The sequence below is a fragment of the Mucilaginibacter segetis genome (genome assembly GCF_016522075.1).
Classification (GTDB): domain Bacteria; phylum Bacteroidota; class Bacteroidia; order Sphingobacteriales; family Sphingobacteriaceae; genus Mucilaginibacter; species Mucilaginibacter segetis.
Genome location: NZ_JAEHFW010000001.1, coordinates 2,055,315 through 2,072,231, shown reverse-complemented (window position 1 = coordinate 2,072,231; position 16,917 = coordinate 2,055,315). Strand labels below are relative to the sequence as shown.

16 protein-coding genes are annotated in these 16,917 nt (G+C 39.6%); 8 read left to right on the top strand and 8 right to left on the bottom strand.

Translation table 11 applies throughout. From position 1 onward, the window contains the following. Nucleotides 1-11: 11 nt before the first annotated feature. Nucleotides 12-1,622, bottom strand: coding sequence for a hypothetical protein (locus tag I5M19_RS09580; protein ID WP_200066010.1), 1,611 nt, complete (start codon nucleotides 1,620-1,622; stop codon nucleotides 12-14). An 85-nt stretch (nucleotides 1,623-1,707) separates the two neighbouring features. On the opposite strand from I5M19_RS09580, the gene I5M19_RS09575 reads away from it, so the two are divergent. The 3 genes from I5M19_RS09575 (at nucleotide 1,708) to I5M19_RS09565 (ending at nucleotide 5,378) form a co-directional block, all read left to right on the top strand. Beyond that, nucleotides 1,708-2,094: a DUF423 domain-containing protein gene (locus tag I5M19_RS09575; RefSeq protein WP_200066008.1), complete on the top strand. Its 387-nt coding sequence runs from the start codon at nucleotides 1,708-1,710 to the stop codon at nucleotides 2,092-2,094. Nucleotides 2,095-2,097: 3 nt separating this feature from the next. Continuing rightward, nucleotides 2,098-4,587: a replication restart helicase PriA gene (gene priA / locus I5M19_RS09570; RefSeq protein WP_200066006.1), complete on the top strand. Its 2,490-nt coding sequence runs from the start codon at nucleotides 2,098-2,100 to the stop codon at nucleotides 4,585-4,587. Nucleotides 4,588-4,721: 134 nt separating this feature from the next. Beyond that, a complete protein-coding gene (locus I5M19_RS09565) occupies nucleotides 4,722-5,378 on the top strand; it encodes a protein-L-isoaspartate(D-aspartate) O-methyltransferase (RefSeq protein ID WP_200066005.1) in 657 nt (218 codons plus the stop codon). A 5-nt stretch (nucleotides 5,379-5,383) separates the two neighbouring features. Here the strand turns inward: I5M19_RS09565 and smpB are convergent, their stop codons facing one another. From smpB to I5M19_RS09550, 3 genes are read right to left on the bottom strand one after another with little or no spacing between them, the layout of a single operon-like run. Next, nucleotides 5,384-5,833, bottom strand: a complete 450-nt coding sequence (gene smpB / locus I5M19_RS09560) for an SsrA-binding protein SmpB (protein ID WP_200066004.1) — start codon at nucleotides 5,831-5,833, stop codon at nucleotides 5,384-5,386. Nucleotides 5,834-5,864: 31 nt separating this feature from the next. Further along, nucleotides 5,865-7,748 (bottom strand): Nramp family divalent metal transporter, encoded by a 1,884-nt coding sequence (locus tag I5M19_RS09555; RefSeq protein ID WP_200065999.1) that lies wholly within the window; start codon nucleotides 7,746-7,748, stop codon nucleotides 5,865-5,867. Then, nucleotides 7,735-8,394 (bottom strand): metal-dependent transcriptional regulator, encoded by a 660-nt coding sequence (locus I5M19_RS09550; RefSeq protein WP_200065995.1) that lies wholly within the window; start codon nucleotides 8,392-8,394, stop codon nucleotides 7,735-7,737. The genes I5M19_RS09555 and I5M19_RS09550 overlap by 14 nt, the downstream gene beginning before the upstream one ends. Nucleotides 8,395-8,521: 127 nt before the next feature. On the opposite strand from I5M19_RS09550, the gene I5M19_RS09545 reads away from it, so the two are divergent. Next, nucleotides 8,522-8,992, top strand: coding sequence for an Lrp/AsnC family transcriptional regulator (locus I5M19_RS09545; protein ID WP_200065994.1), 471 nt, complete (start codon nucleotides 8,522-8,524; stop codon nucleotides 8,990-8,992). A gap of 54 nt (nucleotides 8,993-9,046) precedes the next feature. Here the strand turns inward: I5M19_RS09545 and ung are convergent, their stop codons facing one another. Next, on the bottom strand, nucleotides 9,047-9,724 hold the full coding sequence (ung, locus tag I5M19_RS09540) for a uracil-DNA glycosylase (RefSeq protein ID WP_200065993.1): 678 nt from the start codon (nucleotides 9,722-9,724) through the stop codon (nucleotides 9,047-9,049). Between the two features lie 72 nt (nucleotides 9,725-9,796). On the opposite strand from ung, the gene I5M19_RS09535 reads away from it, so the two are divergent. Further along, on the top strand, nucleotides 9,797-10,351 hold the full coding sequence (locus I5M19_RS09535; protein ID WP_200065992.1) for a tetratricopeptide repeat protein: 555 nt from the start codon (nucleotides 9,797-9,799) through the stop codon (nucleotides 10,349-10,351). Nucleotides 10,352-10,365: 14 nt separating this feature from the next. Here the strand turns inward: I5M19_RS09535 and I5M19_RS09530 are convergent, their stop codons facing one another. Together I5M19_RS09530 and lysS are read right to left on the bottom strand one after the other, a co-directional pair. Continuing rightward, the gene (locus I5M19_RS09530) at nucleotides 10,366-10,593 is read right to left on the bottom strand and encodes a hypothetical protein (protein WP_200065990.1); all 228 of its coding nucleotides are present in this window, start codon (nucleotides 10,591-10,593) and stop codon (nucleotides 10,366-10,368) included. 186 nt (nucleotides 10,594-10,779) lie between these two features. Further along, nucleotides 10,780-12,501, bottom strand: a complete 1,722-nt coding sequence (gene lysS / locus I5M19_RS09525) for a lysine--tRNA ligase (RefSeq protein ID WP_200065989.1) — start codon at nucleotides 12,499-12,501, stop codon at nucleotides 10,780-10,782. A 116-nt stretch (nucleotides 12,502-12,617) separates the two neighbouring features. Here lysS and I5M19_RS09520 point away from each other — a divergent pair, with 116 nt between their 5' ends. The 3 genes from I5M19_RS09520 to I5M19_RS09510 are packed head-to-tail and all read left to right on the top strand — an operon-like array spanning nucleotide 12,618 to nucleotide 14,991. Then, nucleotides 12,618-13,301, top strand: a complete 684-nt coding sequence (locus tag I5M19_RS09520) for an HAD family hydrolase (RefSeq protein ID WP_200065988.1) — start codon at nucleotides 12,618-12,620, stop codon at nucleotides 13,299-13,301. Between the two features lie 2 nt (nucleotides 13,302-13,303). Beyond that, complete coding sequence (locus I5M19_RS09515; RefSeq protein ID WP_200065987.1) at nucleotides 13,304-13,942, top strand: chloramphenicol acetyltransferase; 639 nt, start codon at nucleotides 13,304-13,306, stop codon at nucleotides 13,940-13,942. Between the two features lie 35 nt (nucleotides 13,943-13,977). After that, nucleotides 13,978-14,991, top strand: coding sequence for a Kelch repeat-containing protein (locus I5M19_RS09510; protein ID WP_200065986.1), 1,014 nt, complete (start codon nucleotides 13,978-13,980; stop codon nucleotides 14,989-14,991). Here the strand turns inward: I5M19_RS09510 and I5M19_RS09505 are convergent. Beyond that, nucleotides 14,988-16,901, bottom strand: coding sequence for an AMP-dependent synthetase/ligase (locus I5M19_RS09505; protein ID WP_200065985.1), 1,914 nt, complete (start codon nucleotides 16,899-16,901; stop codon nucleotides 14,988-14,990). The two genes, I5M19_RS09510 and I5M19_RS09505, sit on opposite strands and share 4 nt — an antisense overlap. Nucleotides 16,902-16,917 lie beyond the last annotated feature (16 nt).

Below are 16,917 nucleotides of genomic sequence, written 5' to 3'. Positions count from 1 at the left end.
GAGTTGTGTTTTTATTGATTTTTTGTGTTTTTGACACTTGTAGAGTCTTGCACGTTTTTTAACATGCAAAAATTGGTGTAAAAATTTCTATCGGCAGCACTTAATTGATAAGAGGCAGCATAGAAGTTTTTTAGTGATAATGAGCTGTTTTTATAGTTGCTGTAGATGTTGTCTTTTAAATCGCCTTTTAAAATGGGTTGGGCGTTTTTAAAATACATGATGAAACTTACATTACTCCGTTCGGCTGTAAGGTTATCAAAATCAATGTAATTTTCGGCCTTATTTAAAAACTTGCGGTTAAAATAAATATCGTTATAACTATCCAGCTCATGTATACTGTTAGCTAATATCAAATAGTTGTCAATTATCCTGAAGTAAGGTCTTTTAAGTATGCTAAAGGCATCACCCAATAAAAAGTAGGGTAATTTATCATATTTAAATCTTCCGGTATTATCATCAACCATTGTGCTTATATTGGTCATAAACGGACGTAATTTTAAACCATTAGTTGTCGCAACAATACCCAGTTTTTCATGATAACGGGTAGTTACGAGGGCAAATTCGTTACCCAATAATTTACCAAACTCAGTATGAAGGTTAATACCAGTTTCATTTTTCACTTTGTTAAATAAGGTGTCTTCTTCACCTTTTAGTCCCGCTTTATCATAAAAACGCGAAAGGTCATGCATGAATTTTTCCGGGTCAGATACACCCATGCTCATGGCATACGCAGTAGTTGACGGAAAAACTTCCTTTAATTTATTTACAACCGGCTGCTGATCCCGGAATAAGTTAAGATAACTGGCAGGCTTATTATTGATGATATTGGTATAACCGTTAAACATCAGAGCGTCAGTTTTGTAATTTAAATTAAGTGCACCAAGTGCTGGTAATAACCTGAAACTTTTAAAAATATCACTATAGCGATTTTTTAAAAGCTGTTCAAATACAGGAGATAACTGCGTATAATTAACGTAAAGATTAGCTAATGAGTTGGCATTTTGTTTATCGGGCAAAAGCAAGAAAGCATGATTGTCGTTATCGGTTTTATAAGCAGCGCTCCGTGTTATTAAATTCTTTGAAAAACTCGCCGAAAATATATTGCCGCTTTTATTAATAATGTAAAATCTTTTTTTCAACGAGGTAAAATAAACAGTGTAACCCTTTTTACCATTAATATTTAACGGGGTAATTACATAACCGCTTTTTTTCTTCTTAAGTAAACTATTAAAAATTTCGATATCGAAATTTTTTGCTGCAGCTGCGGTTATCAATAACTCTGTGCCGCTGCTTTGTGAGGTGTCGGGATGTAAGGACACAAAAACATTGCTGTTGTTAAAAAATCCCTGTAATGTGGCATCACCAAAAAACACCTTTCTTACCGTATCTAATTCCCCAATTTTTTCTTCACCAATTAAATTGCCTACCAGCGTGTTATCGGTAAAAATATCATAGAAACCTTTATCGTTAGAGAATTCAAAAACTGCTGCGGCATTATCAGGTATATTGCGCAGGATATTTGCCGAATGTTCTCCGGAATTATTCAGGCTTCTGAAATATTTAACCGTTATAAATGCAGTGGCTGCAACTAATAACAAGGAAAAAATTATTATTCTTTTCATTAATATTTAAAGGTGCAAGTTAGAATTTTACTGTACCACAATAAAGTAATACTTTCAATTGGTTAACTTAGCGTTTTACATCTGCATGAACAAAAAAATTATAATTACAGCCTCGCTATTTGGTGCTTTGGCGGTTATATGCGGCGCTTTTGGCGCCCACGCTTTAAAGGCTGTGTTAACAACATCGCAACTGGAAGTTTGGCATACAGCGGTTCAGTATCAGTTCTACCATGTATTCGCCTTACTTTTTTTATCCACCTTTACCCGTTTTAAAAACCGGCTTATAGATGCCAGTTATTATTTGTTTTCGTTTGGTATCGTTTTCTTTTCCGGTTCACTTTATCTGTTATCCTGCCGTGAGGCTTTAGGTATGCCCGGTTTAGTGTATTTAGGGCCAGTTACCCCAATAGGCGGTCTGCTTTTTATAGCCGGGTGGTTTACACTTGCATTGGCTGCATTCCGAAATAAATAACAAATGTTAGAATTTACCGAAGGTTCGCATACTCATCGTACAACGCTTTTTGTTGAAGTAATATTGCCATTGGCCATCAGTCGCAATTACACTTACCGCGTACCCCTTGAGATGAACGATGTGATTGCAATTGGTAAAAGGGTAGTAGTGCAATTTGGGAAAAGTAAACTGTATACGGCCATAGTTGCAGCTATATCTGAACAGGCTCCTGCTAAATACGAAGCTAAATACATTTTGGAGGTGATGGACGAGCAGCCTGCGGTAACATTAAAGCAGTTGGCTTTTTGGCAATGGATAGCTGAATATTATATGTGTAATACAGGCGAGGTGATGAATGCCGCGCTGCCATCAGCCCTTAAACTGGCCAGCGAAACCAAAATCACTTTAAATAAGGATCATGAATATGACCGCGCCCTGTTAAATGATAAGGAGTTTTTGATAACCGAGGCGCTGGATATACAACCGGAACTTACCGTAAGTGATATTGCAAAACTGTTGGGTCAAAAAACGGTGATGCCTATTTTGAAAACGTTGTTCGAGAAGAACGTGATCAACATATCCGAAGAGGTGAGCCAACGTTACAAACCCCGCCGACGTACATTTATAACACTGCATCCCTTATACAGGGATCAGGAAAATTTAAAAGAGCTATTTTCCATTTTAGAAAAACGCGCTCCTAAACAAGCGGATGCTGTATTGGCTTTTATCAAATTATCAAGGCATCAAAAAAATATAACAAAGAATGAACTGATAGAGGAAAGCGGCGCGGCAGATGCCAGTATTAAATCGCTCATTGAAAAGGAAATATTTATAGCAGAGCATAAAAACATCAGCCGGCTTACCTATGATGAGGACGAGGAAGCTATCAGTAATTTTGTATTAAGCGAAGCGCAGCAGTCGGCGCTTAATAATATAAAGGAGCAATTCACAAAGAAAGAAGTGGTGCTTTTGCACGGGGTAACATCATCCGGCAAAACGCAGATCTATATCAGGCTGATGGAAGAGATGATAAGTACCGGGAAACAAGTACTTTATCTGCTGCCCGAAATAGCCCTGACCACGCATATTATAGAACGCCTGCGTATTTATTTTGGTGGCGATATTGGTGTTTATCATTCCCGTTTTAATGATAATGAAAGGGTAGAAGTATGGCAAAAAGTACTTAGGAATGAGTACAAAGTAGTTTTGGGTGCCCGCTCTGCTGTTTTTCTGCCCTTTAGCGACCTCGGTTTAATTATTGTTGACGAGGAGCACGAAACATCGTACAAGCAATTCGATCCTGCACCCCGATATAGCGCGCGTGATGCCGCCATTTATCTGGCTAATATGCATAAGGCAAAGGTGTTGTTAGGGTCGGCAACACCATCATTTGAAACTTATCATAACGCACATGCCCAAAAATATGGTTTGGTGGAATTAACCGAACGTTACGGCGGCGTACACCTGCCACAAATTGAGGTGGTAAGTATTGTGGAAGAAACTAAACGTAAAACCATGCAATCGCACTTTACCGGTGTGCTGATGGCTGATATGCAGAAAGCACTGGATAATAAGGAGCAGGTGATACTTTTCCAGAACAGAAGAGGGTATGCCCCGGTTTTAATTTGCAAGGTTTGCGCTTATACACCTAAATGTATTAATTGCGATGTTAGCCTTACCTATCATAAAAGTAGTGGTAAGTTACACTGCCACTATTGCGGGTATAAAGAGGATTCGCCATCTGTATGCCCGGCCTGTGGCTCAACACATCTGGAATATAAAGGATTTGGTACAGAGAAAGTAGAGGATGAACTGTCGGTGTTGATGCCTGATGTACGTTTGGCAAGGATGGATCTGGATACCACACGCTCGCGTAATTCGCTGCAGAATATCTTAAACGACCTAGAAGAAAAGAAGATAGATGTTTTGGTAGGAACGCAAATGGTGGCCAAAGGGCTTGATTTTGCTGATGTAACTGTTATAGGAATTATTAATGCTGACAGCCTGTTAAAATATCCCGACTATAGAGCCAACGAGAGAAGTTACCAAATGCTTGCACAGGTAAGCGGCAGGGCAGGCAGGAGGGGTAAACAGGGTAAGGTGATTATCCAAACATATGATCCCTTGCATCGGGTTATAAAACAGGTAATAGCTAATGATTACAGCGACTTGTATTTTACCGAGATGGAGGAGCGGAAAAGCTTTAAATATCCACCGTATTACCGCATTATAAATCTGGATGTAAAACATAAAGATCCTGATGTGTTGAATAATCAGGCAGAATATCTGGCCAGGGAGTTACGGCAACATTTTGGCGACCGTGTGATAGGGCCTGAATTCCCGCTTATTAACCGCATACGCAACTATTATATTAAATCTATTATGCTGAAGTTCGAGCGCGATGCCATATCTATAGTAAAAGCCAAAGTAATTATAAGGGATATTATCACGCAGTTCCAAACCACTAAACTGAGTAAAGGCTGCATTATTCAGCCAAATGTTGATCCATATTAAATATTGTTGCAGCATTAGTATTGAAATTTATTTAACTCATTATCTTTTAGTTTAGGATTAATGGCCTGTAAAACGGTTTAATGGTGCCTTTAAATACATAAATGATGACGAAATCCTGCTAACTTTGGAGCACAATGGCGTACAAGTTTATTGATAATTACCGCGAACGCGGAGCGCGAAAAAGGCTGGTAGAGATCCTGGAAAAAAAGGGGATTGAAGATGAAAAGGTTTTAAAGGCTATAGGTAAAGTGCAGCGTCATTATTTCTTTGATGAAACTTTCTGGAACCAGGCTTATAAAGATATTGCGTTTCCAATAGGCGAGGGGCAAACCATTTCCCAACCCTATACGGTTGCCTATCAAACACAACTTTTGCATATTCAAAAAGGCGATAAAGTGTTGGAAATTGGTACAGGGTGCGGTTATCAATGTTGTATTTTACTTGAACTCGGCGCAAAGGTGTACACTATTGAACGGCAGGAAAAGCTTTATGAACGTACAATACAGGTACTACCTTATATGGGCTATAAACCGGAGTTTTTTTTAGGTGATGGTTCAGTAGGTATAGCAAAACATGCCCCCTATGATAAAATAATTGTAACTGCCGGAGCGCCAACCGTACCTGAAACTTTGTTAAAACAGCTTAATATTGGCGGGATATTGGTAATACCTGTCGGCGACGAGCAATCCCAAAAAATGGTTACCGTGTTAAAAACTGCCGAAAATGATTATGAGAGGCACGTATTGGATACCTTTAGGTTTGTGCCGCTGGTTGGCGACAGGGCGTGGTAATAAAATTATCTTTTCATCGCCCTGTCTATTTCTATTTTGGTGTCGCGCTCTTTAAGGGTTTCGCGTTTATCGAATGTCTTTTTACCCTGGGCAAGTCCTATTTCCAATTTAGCAAAGCCACGCTCGCTTATAAATAAGGCAAGCGGTACAATGGTTAGGCCCTTTTCTTCACCGCGTGTTTGTAATTTTTTAAGTTCCTTTTTATTAAGCAGTAATACACGATCGCGCTTGGCTTCATGGTTATAGAACGATCCGTAAGAGTATTCTGAAATATGCAGGTTACGTACATATAGCTGATTGTCAATAAAAGTACAGAATGCATCATTGACATTTGCTTTGCCGCTTCGGATAGATTTTATTTCAGTACCCAACAGTTTTATTCCCGCCACATACTTGTCCAATATGTGATATTCAAAATACGCTTTTTTATTTTTTATATAGATGTTCTGATCCATTTCACTTACTCTCTTTGCTGCAAATATGCAATTATTTTTTTTGCGGTTTTACTACCAGTACCGGCACATTAACTTTATGCCTGACGGAGTTTACCGTTGTGCCGAAGATAAGGTCCTTAAGCACTTTATGGCCATGTGATCCCATTACCACAAAATCAATGCCCGACTTGTTTACAATATCTGCAATAGACGCAGCAGGACCGCCATAACCTATTCTGGCTTCGGCTTGGTAATGTAGTTTATGCAGGGCTTCTACATATTTATTCAAATTATTTGCATCGCTTTGTGTTTCATTATCCATTACCTGCCCGCCATAATAAGTAGCACCTGCCGTTTCAACTACATGTATAAGTGTATATTTTGCCTTTTTACCACCCTGCATCAGCGCATGTCTTATACAATCCTGATCATTTTTTGAAAAATCAATGGTAATACCGATATGGTGATAATGTACGGCTTCCAGGTCATCCAATGAAGCAGCTATCCCATGCGGTATATACGCCGGTTTATCGGCATGCTTAAATAGTAACGGACGAAGAAAGACATATAGTAACAGGATACCTATACCTACTGCTATAGGCGATATTAAAAAATGAACTATTGTTGCCGACGTTGAATTTGCAGCCGCCCATTTACTAATTTCCTCTACAACTAATTGCACATTAAGGCCTACAATTAATAAGGCGAAAAACCATGCGGTAATTTTTATCCAGATGCTGTTTGCAAATTTGCCCATTCGTTTTTTATCCGATGTAAAATGTATGAGCGGGATTACAGCAAATCCTAACTGTAAACTTAAAACTACCTGGCTTAAAATAAGCAATTTACTTAATCCTTGATCGCCGGAGTAAATAAGTGCGAAGTAAGCGGGAACAATTGCTAATGCGCGCGTTAATAAGCGTCTGAGCCACGGGGCTATACGTAAATTAAGATGGCCCTCCATAATAATTTGTCCGGCAAGTGTGCCGGTTACGGTTGAGCTTTGGCCCGCTGCTATCAGAGCGATGGCAAATAATGCCGGAGCCATGCTGCCGAATATATTAGTAAGCAGCTTGTGGGCGTCCTGTATTTCGGCAATATTGTGGTACCCCCTTACATAAAATGCGCTTGCCGCTAATATTAGTATAGCTGCGTTTACAAAAAAGGCAAGGTTTAAAGCGATGGTAGTATCCCAAAAATTAAATCGTATGGCGCTTTTTATCCCTGTTTCCGACCGGTCTATTTTTCTTGTTTGTACCAGTGAAGAGTGAAGGTATAAGTTGTGAGGCATTACCGTTGCACCTATGATACCAATGGCTATATATAAAGATTCATTACTGAGGTTTGTAGGGATAAAACCTTTTGCAATATCAATTACATCGGGCTTTACAATAAACATTTGTGCCAAAAAGGCCATACCCACCACAAATATCAGGGAGATAATAAAACCCTCCAGCTTACGCATGCCTTTATTAAGCAGAAATAAAAGCAGTAAAGTATCTAACAACGTGATGGAAACGCCCCATAAAAGTGGTAGATGAAATAGCAGTTGTAAGCCAATCGCCATCCCTATAATTTCGGCCAGATCACAGGCAATGATGGCTATTTGTGCTAATACGAATAAACAAAAGTTAATAAAACGTGGATAGGTGTGTTTAGATGCCTGCGCGAGGTCCAGCCCGCGCACTATGCCCAGCCTCACACTTAAGTTTTGCAGTATAAGTGCTATAATGTTGGAAAGAAGTAATACCCATATTAGCCTGTACCCGAACTGGCTGCCCGCAGCCAGATCAGTTGCCCAGTTACCCGGATCCATATAACCAACACTAACCAGATAAGCCGGCCCCAAAAACGATAGTAGTTTACGCCAACCCGTTTTGTTTTCGGTATTTACGGAACTGTGTACATCGCCTAAGGATTCGTTATATTTTGTCATAAGTTATCAGCAAGTTGTTAGCCACTTCGCGGCTTATTTGTAAAGTATTGTTATCCATTTGCAGTACTACTGTGTTATCGTACGCTATTATATCTTTTACAGTTATATGTTTTCCTATAGTTAATTGCTGTTTTTCAAGGTATTGCAAAAAAACGGCAGAGTGATCGCGTACTCCTGAAATTACGCCGCCTTCATTAACAGCTATTGTTGCTATTGGTTTAAGATCAATTTTTTTAAAGTTGCCGTTACTATCAGGTATCGGGTCGCCATGTGGATCGCGGGCAGGGTGTCCCATGAATTCGTCAAGCCGGTCTATTAACTCGTTTGAGGAAATATGCTCCATCTCTTCAGCCATTTCGTGCACCTCGTCCCATTTAAAATTCAATTTTTCCACTAAAAAGTATTCCCAGAGTCTGTGCTTGCGGATGATATTTATAGCAACCTTTTGTCCTGTTTCCGTTAAACTAACGCCCTGATAACGCGTGTAGTTGATCAGCATTTTCTCCGCCAGTTTACGCATCATATCCGTAACAGACGATGCTTTTGTGGCTAAAGCAGTAGCTATTTGGTTGGTGCTTACACTATTGCCCTGTAACGACAGTTTGTAAATAGCTTTTAAATAATTCTCTTCGGCTAAAGTATGCATTTACACAAATCTAATAATATTTTTAGACAAGTCTAAAAATATTATTTCAAAATATTTGTTCGGTAGTTGTTTAATAAATGAAAATTTTATTTGGTGCAATACAGAATACTTTATATTTGCATTTACCATGGCTTTTGAATTAGATAAAATAGACTTCCAAATACTCAAAATTTTACAGGAGAACGGCAGAATAACCAACCTGCAATTGTCAAATGAAATTGGGCTTTCGCCGGCTCCAACTTTGGAACGAGTGCGTAAGCTGGAGAACTCCAAGTATATCAAAAGTTACCACGCTTTGGTAGACGAAGAGAAACTGGGCCTTGGTATAAAAACTTTTATCCAGATATCTTTAGACTTTCATCAGAAGAATACTATACAAACCTTTTTAGATGAGATACAAACTATTAAGGAGATAACCGAATGCCATCATGTTACCGGGCAATGCGACTTTTTGCTAAAGGTTTACGTACGCGACATTAAATCGTACGAACAACTGATTATGGAGAAAATAAGCCGCATAACAGTGGTTAAGACTTTCCATACCATGATGATCATGTCCACCAGTAAGAAAGAACCTATAGTACCGATAGAATATTGAGGTTGATCAAGGCCAAAAATCTGATTTTTGGATCTTAACTCTTGACTCTTTTGCCTAATCTATTTGCCAGTCTATTGGTGTTTTACCTTCTTTAATTAAAAGCTCATTTGTTTTTGAGAAAGGTTTTGATCCCCAGAAACCTCGTTGTACAGAAAGCGGCGAGGGGTGAACCGATCTGAGGATATGATGCTTTGAGGTATCTATAAGAGCTATTTTTGATTGCGCATAACTTCCCCATAAAATAAATACGATCCCCGTTTTTTCTTCCGAAAGCTTTTTAATAGCCTCGTCGGTAAACCTTTCCCAACCCTTTTTTTGATGAGAGGCGGATTGACCGGCCCGTAGCGTTAGCGTAGCGTTTAATAAAAGCACACCTTGCTCTGCCCATTTTTCCAAATTGCCATGCACTGGTATCTTAAAACCGGTAATGTCGGTACTCAGCTCTTTGTATATATTACTTAAAGAGCGTGGAATAGCAATGCCTTTTTGTACCGAAAAAGACAGACCATGAGCCTGATGCTCGCCGGGGTACGGATCCTGGCCTATGATCACCACTTTAACTTTATCAAACGGGGTTTTGTTAAATGCGTTGAATATCTCCGAACTTTTAGGATAAATAATGTACCCTGCTTGTTTCTCCTGTTTTAAGAAATCTTTTAGCGCTATCATGTAAGGCTTGTTAAATTCCTCTCCCAATACTTTTAACCACGATGGTTCTAATTCTCCTGCCATAAATATTAAATACCCCTGTTTATTTAGCTTACAAATAACGATATTTGCACACTGTTTATACTAATATAAATTATGTCAAATATAATAAGGTTAATAATAGCTTGTGTAATAATGGGTGCCGGAGTTACACTATGTGGTTTCGGTTTCTGGGGTTGGGGTATATTGGTTTTTTTGATTGGTGGTTTAGTGCTGCTTACTTTTTTCTTCAACGAAAATATGCTTATAGCACAGTATTACCTGCGTAAAGAGAAATCTGAAAAAGCAGAGGAATGGTTATTAAAAATAAACGATTACGAAAAACAATTGCATAAAGGCCAATATGGATATTATAACCTGTTGATAGGGTTAATTGAATCGCGCAAAGCACCAATGAAATCCGAAAAGTATTTTAAAAAGGCGCTGACCATGGGTATGCGTATGTCCCACAATACGGCGTTGGCTAAACTAAGCCTGGCTGGTATTTCAATGGCCAAGCGCAATAAACGCGAAGCCCAAATGTATTTACAGGAAGCCGCTAAGGATGATAAAAATAAACTACTTGCCGACCAGATAAAAATGATGAAAGGCCAGATGGCACAGATGGATAAGCAGCAGGTTGTGCGCGGCGGATATCGTCAAAAGTTTTAAAAGTATTATCCTTTTTATTTCTCGTCAAGCGACGTATAGTAGTCAGGCTCAGACGAATGTGTTTGAGCGGCTGATCCATTCCCGAAAGCTAATAGGTTATGCCCGTCATTGTCATGATCGTTAACAGGGTTTGAAACTTCCACTATTTTAAGCAGGCTTCTGATGAAAGACAGGTTGAAATTACTCCTGTTAAGTTTTATCAGGTATTCGTTTTCGGTTATCTCTAATATTGAATTTGTCATCACTTTTGTATTTGAGTGTCCATTATAAAATTAATTAACACTTGTTAAACAAAAGTTGCATCTATTTTATGTTTTTGTTAAGGATTTGCAAATCAGATATATATATCTAAAGTCAATTTATACTACGGTTCATAAAAAAAGACGCCCTATTGAGGCGTCTTTTTTGTAGTAAATGATGGTTCCCTTTTATTCAAACCAAGCCATCACCTCATCTTTTGACGGCATTGTAATATCCAGCTTCATTTTTTTACGCATACCACCCAAGTCGTTAAATACCTTGTTGGGATTGGCTGCTTTTAATTCTTCAATTGTGTTAAACCCCATTTTGTTTAATACCGGTACCCATTCAGCTGATACACCTATGTTCACAAAATCATCAGTGGTGGCAACCTTTACCTTTTTCTCGGGGCGCATTTGCGGGAAGAATAGCACTTCTTGTATAGTGCTTTGATTGGTCATTAACATTACCAGTCTATCTATACCAATACCTAAGCCTGAGGTAGGCGGCATTCCGTATTCCAGTGCGCGTAAAAAGTCTTCGTCCATGGCCATAGCTTCCTCATCACCTCGTCCGGCAAGTAATAGTTGTTCCTCTAAACGTTCGCGCTGATCTATAGGGTCATTCAACTCCGAATATGCATTGGCAATTTCTTTACCGTTTACAAAAAGTTCAAAACGCTCTACCAGGCCATCTTTAGTACGGTGCTTTTTAGCAAGCGGTGTCATCTCAATAGGGTAATCGGTAATATAGGTAGGCTGTATAAGGTTGGCCTCTACCTTAGCGCTGAATATTTCATCTATCAGTTTACCTTTACCCATGGATGGGTCGGTTTCAATGGCAAGATCCCGGCATACTTTCAATAAACCGGCCTCGTCCATTTCAGATACATCTATTCCGGTGTATTTCAAAATAGAATCATACATGGATAGCTTTTCGTAGGGCCCTGCAAAGTTAATTTCATTTTTACCTACCTGAACAACCGGAATACCATGTACAGCTTTAGCGACCGTTTCCAGGCACTCTTCCACCATTCGCATCATCCATATATAATCTTTATAGGCTACATATATTTCCATAGCACTAAACTCCGGGTTGTGTGTACGATCCATTCCCTCGTTACGGAACATCTTACCGAATTCATACACCCCGTCAAAACCGGCTACTATCAATCTTTTCAGATATAATTCATTTGCTATGCGTAAAAACAACGGCATATCCAGCGTGTTATGATGCGTAGCAAAGGGCCTTGCCGCCGCACCGCCATGTACCGGCTGTAGTATAGGGGTTTCTACCTCCATCCATCCCTGGCTATTAAAATAACCACGCATGGCGCTTATTACCTTTGATCGGTTAATGAATATATTTTTGTATTCCGGGTTAACGGTCAAGTCCACATAACGTTGGCGATAGCGCATCTCCGGGTCGGTAAAACCATCGTGTATTTTGCCATCCTCATCCCGTTTAACTACGGGCAGGGGCTTTAACGATTTTGACAGTACAATTAATTCCTGTACGTGTACAGATATTTCGCCGGTTTGCGTAGTAAATACAAAGCCTTTAATGCCGATATAGTCGCCTATATCCAGCAATTTTTTAAATACTGTATTATAAAGCGTTTTATCTTCGTCGGGACAAATATCATCACGCTTTAAATAAATTTGTACGCGCCCGGTAGAATCCTGCAATTCGGCGAACGAAGCGCTGCCCATAATACGGCGGCTCATGATACGCCCCGCAATTACTACCTGTTTATAAGCATCCGGTTGTTTTTCAAAGTTATCTGTAATGTCCTGTGCCCAGGCGTTAACTTCAAAAGCTTCAGCAGGGTAAGGGTTTATACCTAAAGCACGTAATTGCTTTAACGATTCGCGACGTAATATTTCCTGTTCGGATAACGCAATACTCATATTAAAAACGGTGTATTTTGAGGGGGCAAAAATAGCTTTTTTAAGTGACACTTAATAAATCAGCCTTAAGGAATTGATAGTAGTATATTATTTGAACAGTTTAATAACTTTGGGGTATGAATATTAAAGTTATCGCTTTTGATGCTGATGATACCCTTTGGGTGAATGAGCCTTATTTTAGGGCGGCAGAAGAACGATTTTGCAGTTTGATGGGAGAATACCTGTCGAGACATACCATTGAGCGGGAATTGCTTAAAACCGAAATTGATAACCTGACTTATTATGGTTATGGTATAAAGGGGTTTGTGCTATCAATGATAGAAACCGCTTTAAAGATCACCGACAATGCTGTACAGGTCGAAATTATTGAGCAAATAATTGCCTTAGGTAAGCAAATGCTGGATGAGCCCATTGAATTGCTCGACGGTGTTGTAGAGGTACTGGAGGAGCTTAAGGATAATTACCGACTGGTGGTAGCCACCAAAGGCGATCTGCTTGATCAGGAGCGTAAGCTAAAAAAATCGGGTTTGAGCAGTTATTTTCACCATATTGAGATCATGAGCGAAAAGGATGATGCCAACTATTTAAAGCTCATCAAACATTTGGATATACATCCGTCTGAACTGCTGATGATAGGAAATTCTTTAAAAAGTGATATTTTACCTGTGTTAAACATCGGGGCTTTTGGCATACATGTACCTTACCATATTACCTGGGCGCACGAGCAGATAGAACACAGTATTGACAATGAGAGATTTAGGAGTGTGTTGGACATTAAGGAAATTTTAGCGTTTTTATAGGCATGAAGGCGAAAATTGATATGGCTGATTGGCCAAGGAAAGATCATTTTAATTTTTTCAATAAGTTTGAGGAACCATTTTTTGGCGTAACCGTGAATGTAGATTGTACAGATGCCTATGAAAGGGCAAAAAGGAAGGGCGCATCTTTTTTTCTTTATTATTTATATGCATCGCTTACAGCTGTAAATAATACAGAAGCTTTTAGATACCGGATTATTGATGACGAAGTTTATCTGTTTGATGTAGTACATGCTTCATCTACTGTTAACCGACCGGATGGCACGTTTGGATTTTCCTATATAGATTTTAAACCCACTTTTGACGAATTTGCAGCGGGTGCAAAGGCAGAAATCGAGCGTATTCAAAATACGACAGGTTTGATACCTTCTTCATCCGGAGAAAATGTTATCCACTATTCCGCAATACCCTGGATAGATTTCACTAGTCTTACCCATGCCCGCAGTTTTTCCTTTAAAGATAGCGTACCAAAAATATCCTTCGGTAAGATAACGGAGAATAATTCGCGTAAACTGATGCCGGTATCAATAACCGTACATCACGGCCTTATGGATGGTTTACATGTTGCGAATTATGTAGATCTTTTCCAAGAATTACTAAATAACAGCGATCAGCAGTTTTAATAAAAATATAATGCTAAAATCATGATATTTAAAAGATGAAGCCATATCACATTATTTATTTCATGTTTTTGGCTGTAGTATTACTCTCTTGCAAAAAGCAACCCTTTAATCCGCCTACCAAAAACGGCATTCCGGGTTTGTGGAAACAACTGGGAGATTTTACAGGAGGCGGCCGTGCCCGTGCTTTTGGCTTTACTATTGGCAGCAAGGGATATATATTAGGCGGCCATGCAACGCAGGATGCAGGTTTTGCCTATTTGAGCGACTTTTGGGAATATGACCCTGCAACAGATAAATGGACAAGAAAGGCTGATTATCCCGGTCAGGCATCCGAATATATTAAAGGGTTTAGTATAAATAATAAGGGCTATGTCGGTACAGGTTATGGTATTAAAGGGCTAACCAATGGTAACTCGCCGCAGACCGTTGAATTTTACGAGTACGATCCCGCTACAGACAAATGGACGCGAAAAGCGGACTTTGGTGGTGTTGAACGGGAAAATACCGTTGCCTTTGAGATAAATGGTTTTGGCTATATGGGTTTAGGTACCGATTATAACTACGAAGCTGATTATAAGGATCTTTGGAAATATGATGTGTCTGCCGACAGATGGACACGAGTAGCAGATTATCCGGGTGGGGGGAGTTTTGGTAATGTTGGTTTTGCCTGTAATGGTAAGGGCTACGTAGGCCTGGGTGGTTCAAATATAAATAAGCTGAACAGTGATTTTTGGCAGTACGATCCTGGTACAGATAAATGGGTGCAAAAAGCCAACTTTATCGGTACTCCCCGTGTTTTTAGCGGACAGTTTGTGATAGGTAATAAAGCTTTTGTTTGCTTTGGTGAAAGTGCCACTTCACCATTGGGCGACTCTTATAAATATAACAGTTTAACCGATACCTGGACAAAAAATACCAATTTTGAGGGCTCTCCACGATCCGACCTGGTAAGCTTTGCTATTGACGGTATTGGCTACATAGGCACAGGTAACCGCGGCGGTTATGCCGATTTCTGGAAATTTACACCTAATAAATTACTGGATGATTAATCCGCTTCGGTTTCCTGCATATACATTTCATCAATAGCCTGGGCATAATTTTTTTCGATCACCTTACGCTTTGCCTTAAGGGTGGGGGTTATTTCACCTTCCTCCATGCTAAACGGTTTACGTTTTAATTTAAAGGATTTTATACGTTCAAATTTAGCAAGTTCTACGGCGTATTTCCTGACGTCCTGTGCTATCCAATTTATAATTTCCTCATCCTCTATAAACTGGTCAGGTTTTTCAAAGAAATCATCACCCAGTTTAAAGGTCTCCTGCAAAAGCTCTCTTCCGGGCACAAGCAGGGCCGTTATATAATCGCGTTTGTCGCCTACTAAAAATACCTGTTCAATTTTCGGACTTTTTAAGTACGTATTCTCCACCGGTGTAGGATACACGTTTTTGCCATAAGCATTAACGATCATGTTTTTCAACCTGTCGGTAATCTGGAGGTTGCCCCGATAAAAGCGACCTATATCGCCTGTGTGGAACCATCCTTCCTGATCTATAACCGCGGACGTTTCTTCGGGTTTGCGCCAGTAACCCTTCATTACGCAATGCCCGCGTACTATAATTTCTCCTTCTTCCGATTCAAATTCAGGTTTAAAATTATCGTGCGTTTGTATAGTGTATATTTTATGGGTATCTACATTTTGAATAGCTACCTCAATCCCCGGGATAATTCGGCCCACGGTACCATAAATAATACGGTCGTTTTCGGTAACGGACATTACCGGCGAAGTTTCTGTTAACCCGAATCCTTCCAGCAGTTTAATACCGATATCACCAAAAAACTCACCAATATTTTTGGGTAAGGCACCACCGCCAGATAATAAAACTTTTAACCTGCCGCCGGTTTTTTCTTTTATTTTACTGAAAACCAATTTATCCGCCAGTTTTAGCTGGGTGGCTAAAATTATGCCGGGGCTTTTACCTGCTTCGTTCAATAAGCGAACCTCGCGACCAATCTTGAGTGCCCAGGTAAATATCTTGGTTTTTATGCCACCAGCGTCCATGCCGTTTTTTATAGCCTTATCGTGTATGCGCTCCAGCAAACGAGGTACACAGCACATTACGGTGGGTTTAACTTCGGCCATATTACGGGCAAGCAATTCAAGGCTTTGGGCAAAGGCAATGGTACAACCTTTATTCATGCAGATATAATAGGTGGCTGTACGCTCAAATACGTGCGATAAAGGCAAAAACGACAAAAACATATCCGTTTTTTCAATGATTGGTATCTGCACTAAACTTACCTTACAGTTTTCGGTAAGGTTATAATGTGTTAGCATTACGCCTTTAGGTGTGCCTGTTGTACCTGAAGTATAAATAAGACAAGAAAGATCCGACGGTAAAATGGCTTCACGTGCCGCGTTAATGGCAGTACGGTATTTCTCCACACATTCCAAACCCTCTTCAATCACTTTTTTAAAGCTGATTACACCTGCATTCAGGTTCAGCTTTTCGGTGTATTTTTCAAAGTCTTCAAAGGCGGGTATTACCCGGATAAGCGAAGGGCAGTTATTGGCAATTTTTAATACTTTACGACATAAAAACGGATTGCCCGTGATAATAGTTCGTGCTTCCGAATCATTTAAAATATATTCTATTTCGGTTTCGGAAAGGGTAGGATATATAGAGGTGTTTACAGCACCTATCTGCTGCAGGGCCTGGTCGTAATACACATAATCCGGCCCATTTTCAATGATCAATGCCAGCCGGTCACCTTTTTTTATACCTATATCCAGGAACCAGGCCGATATGGCATCTATTTTCTCAATAGCTTCTTTATAAGATATATCAACCCATGTGTCCTTTACTTTATGTTTCATAAAGGTGTGGGTATCTGGATGGATGTTAGCAACAATATTACGGATGAGCCCCGGTATAGTTGATTGCTCAGCTATGCTATTCATTAAGTTTATATCAGGT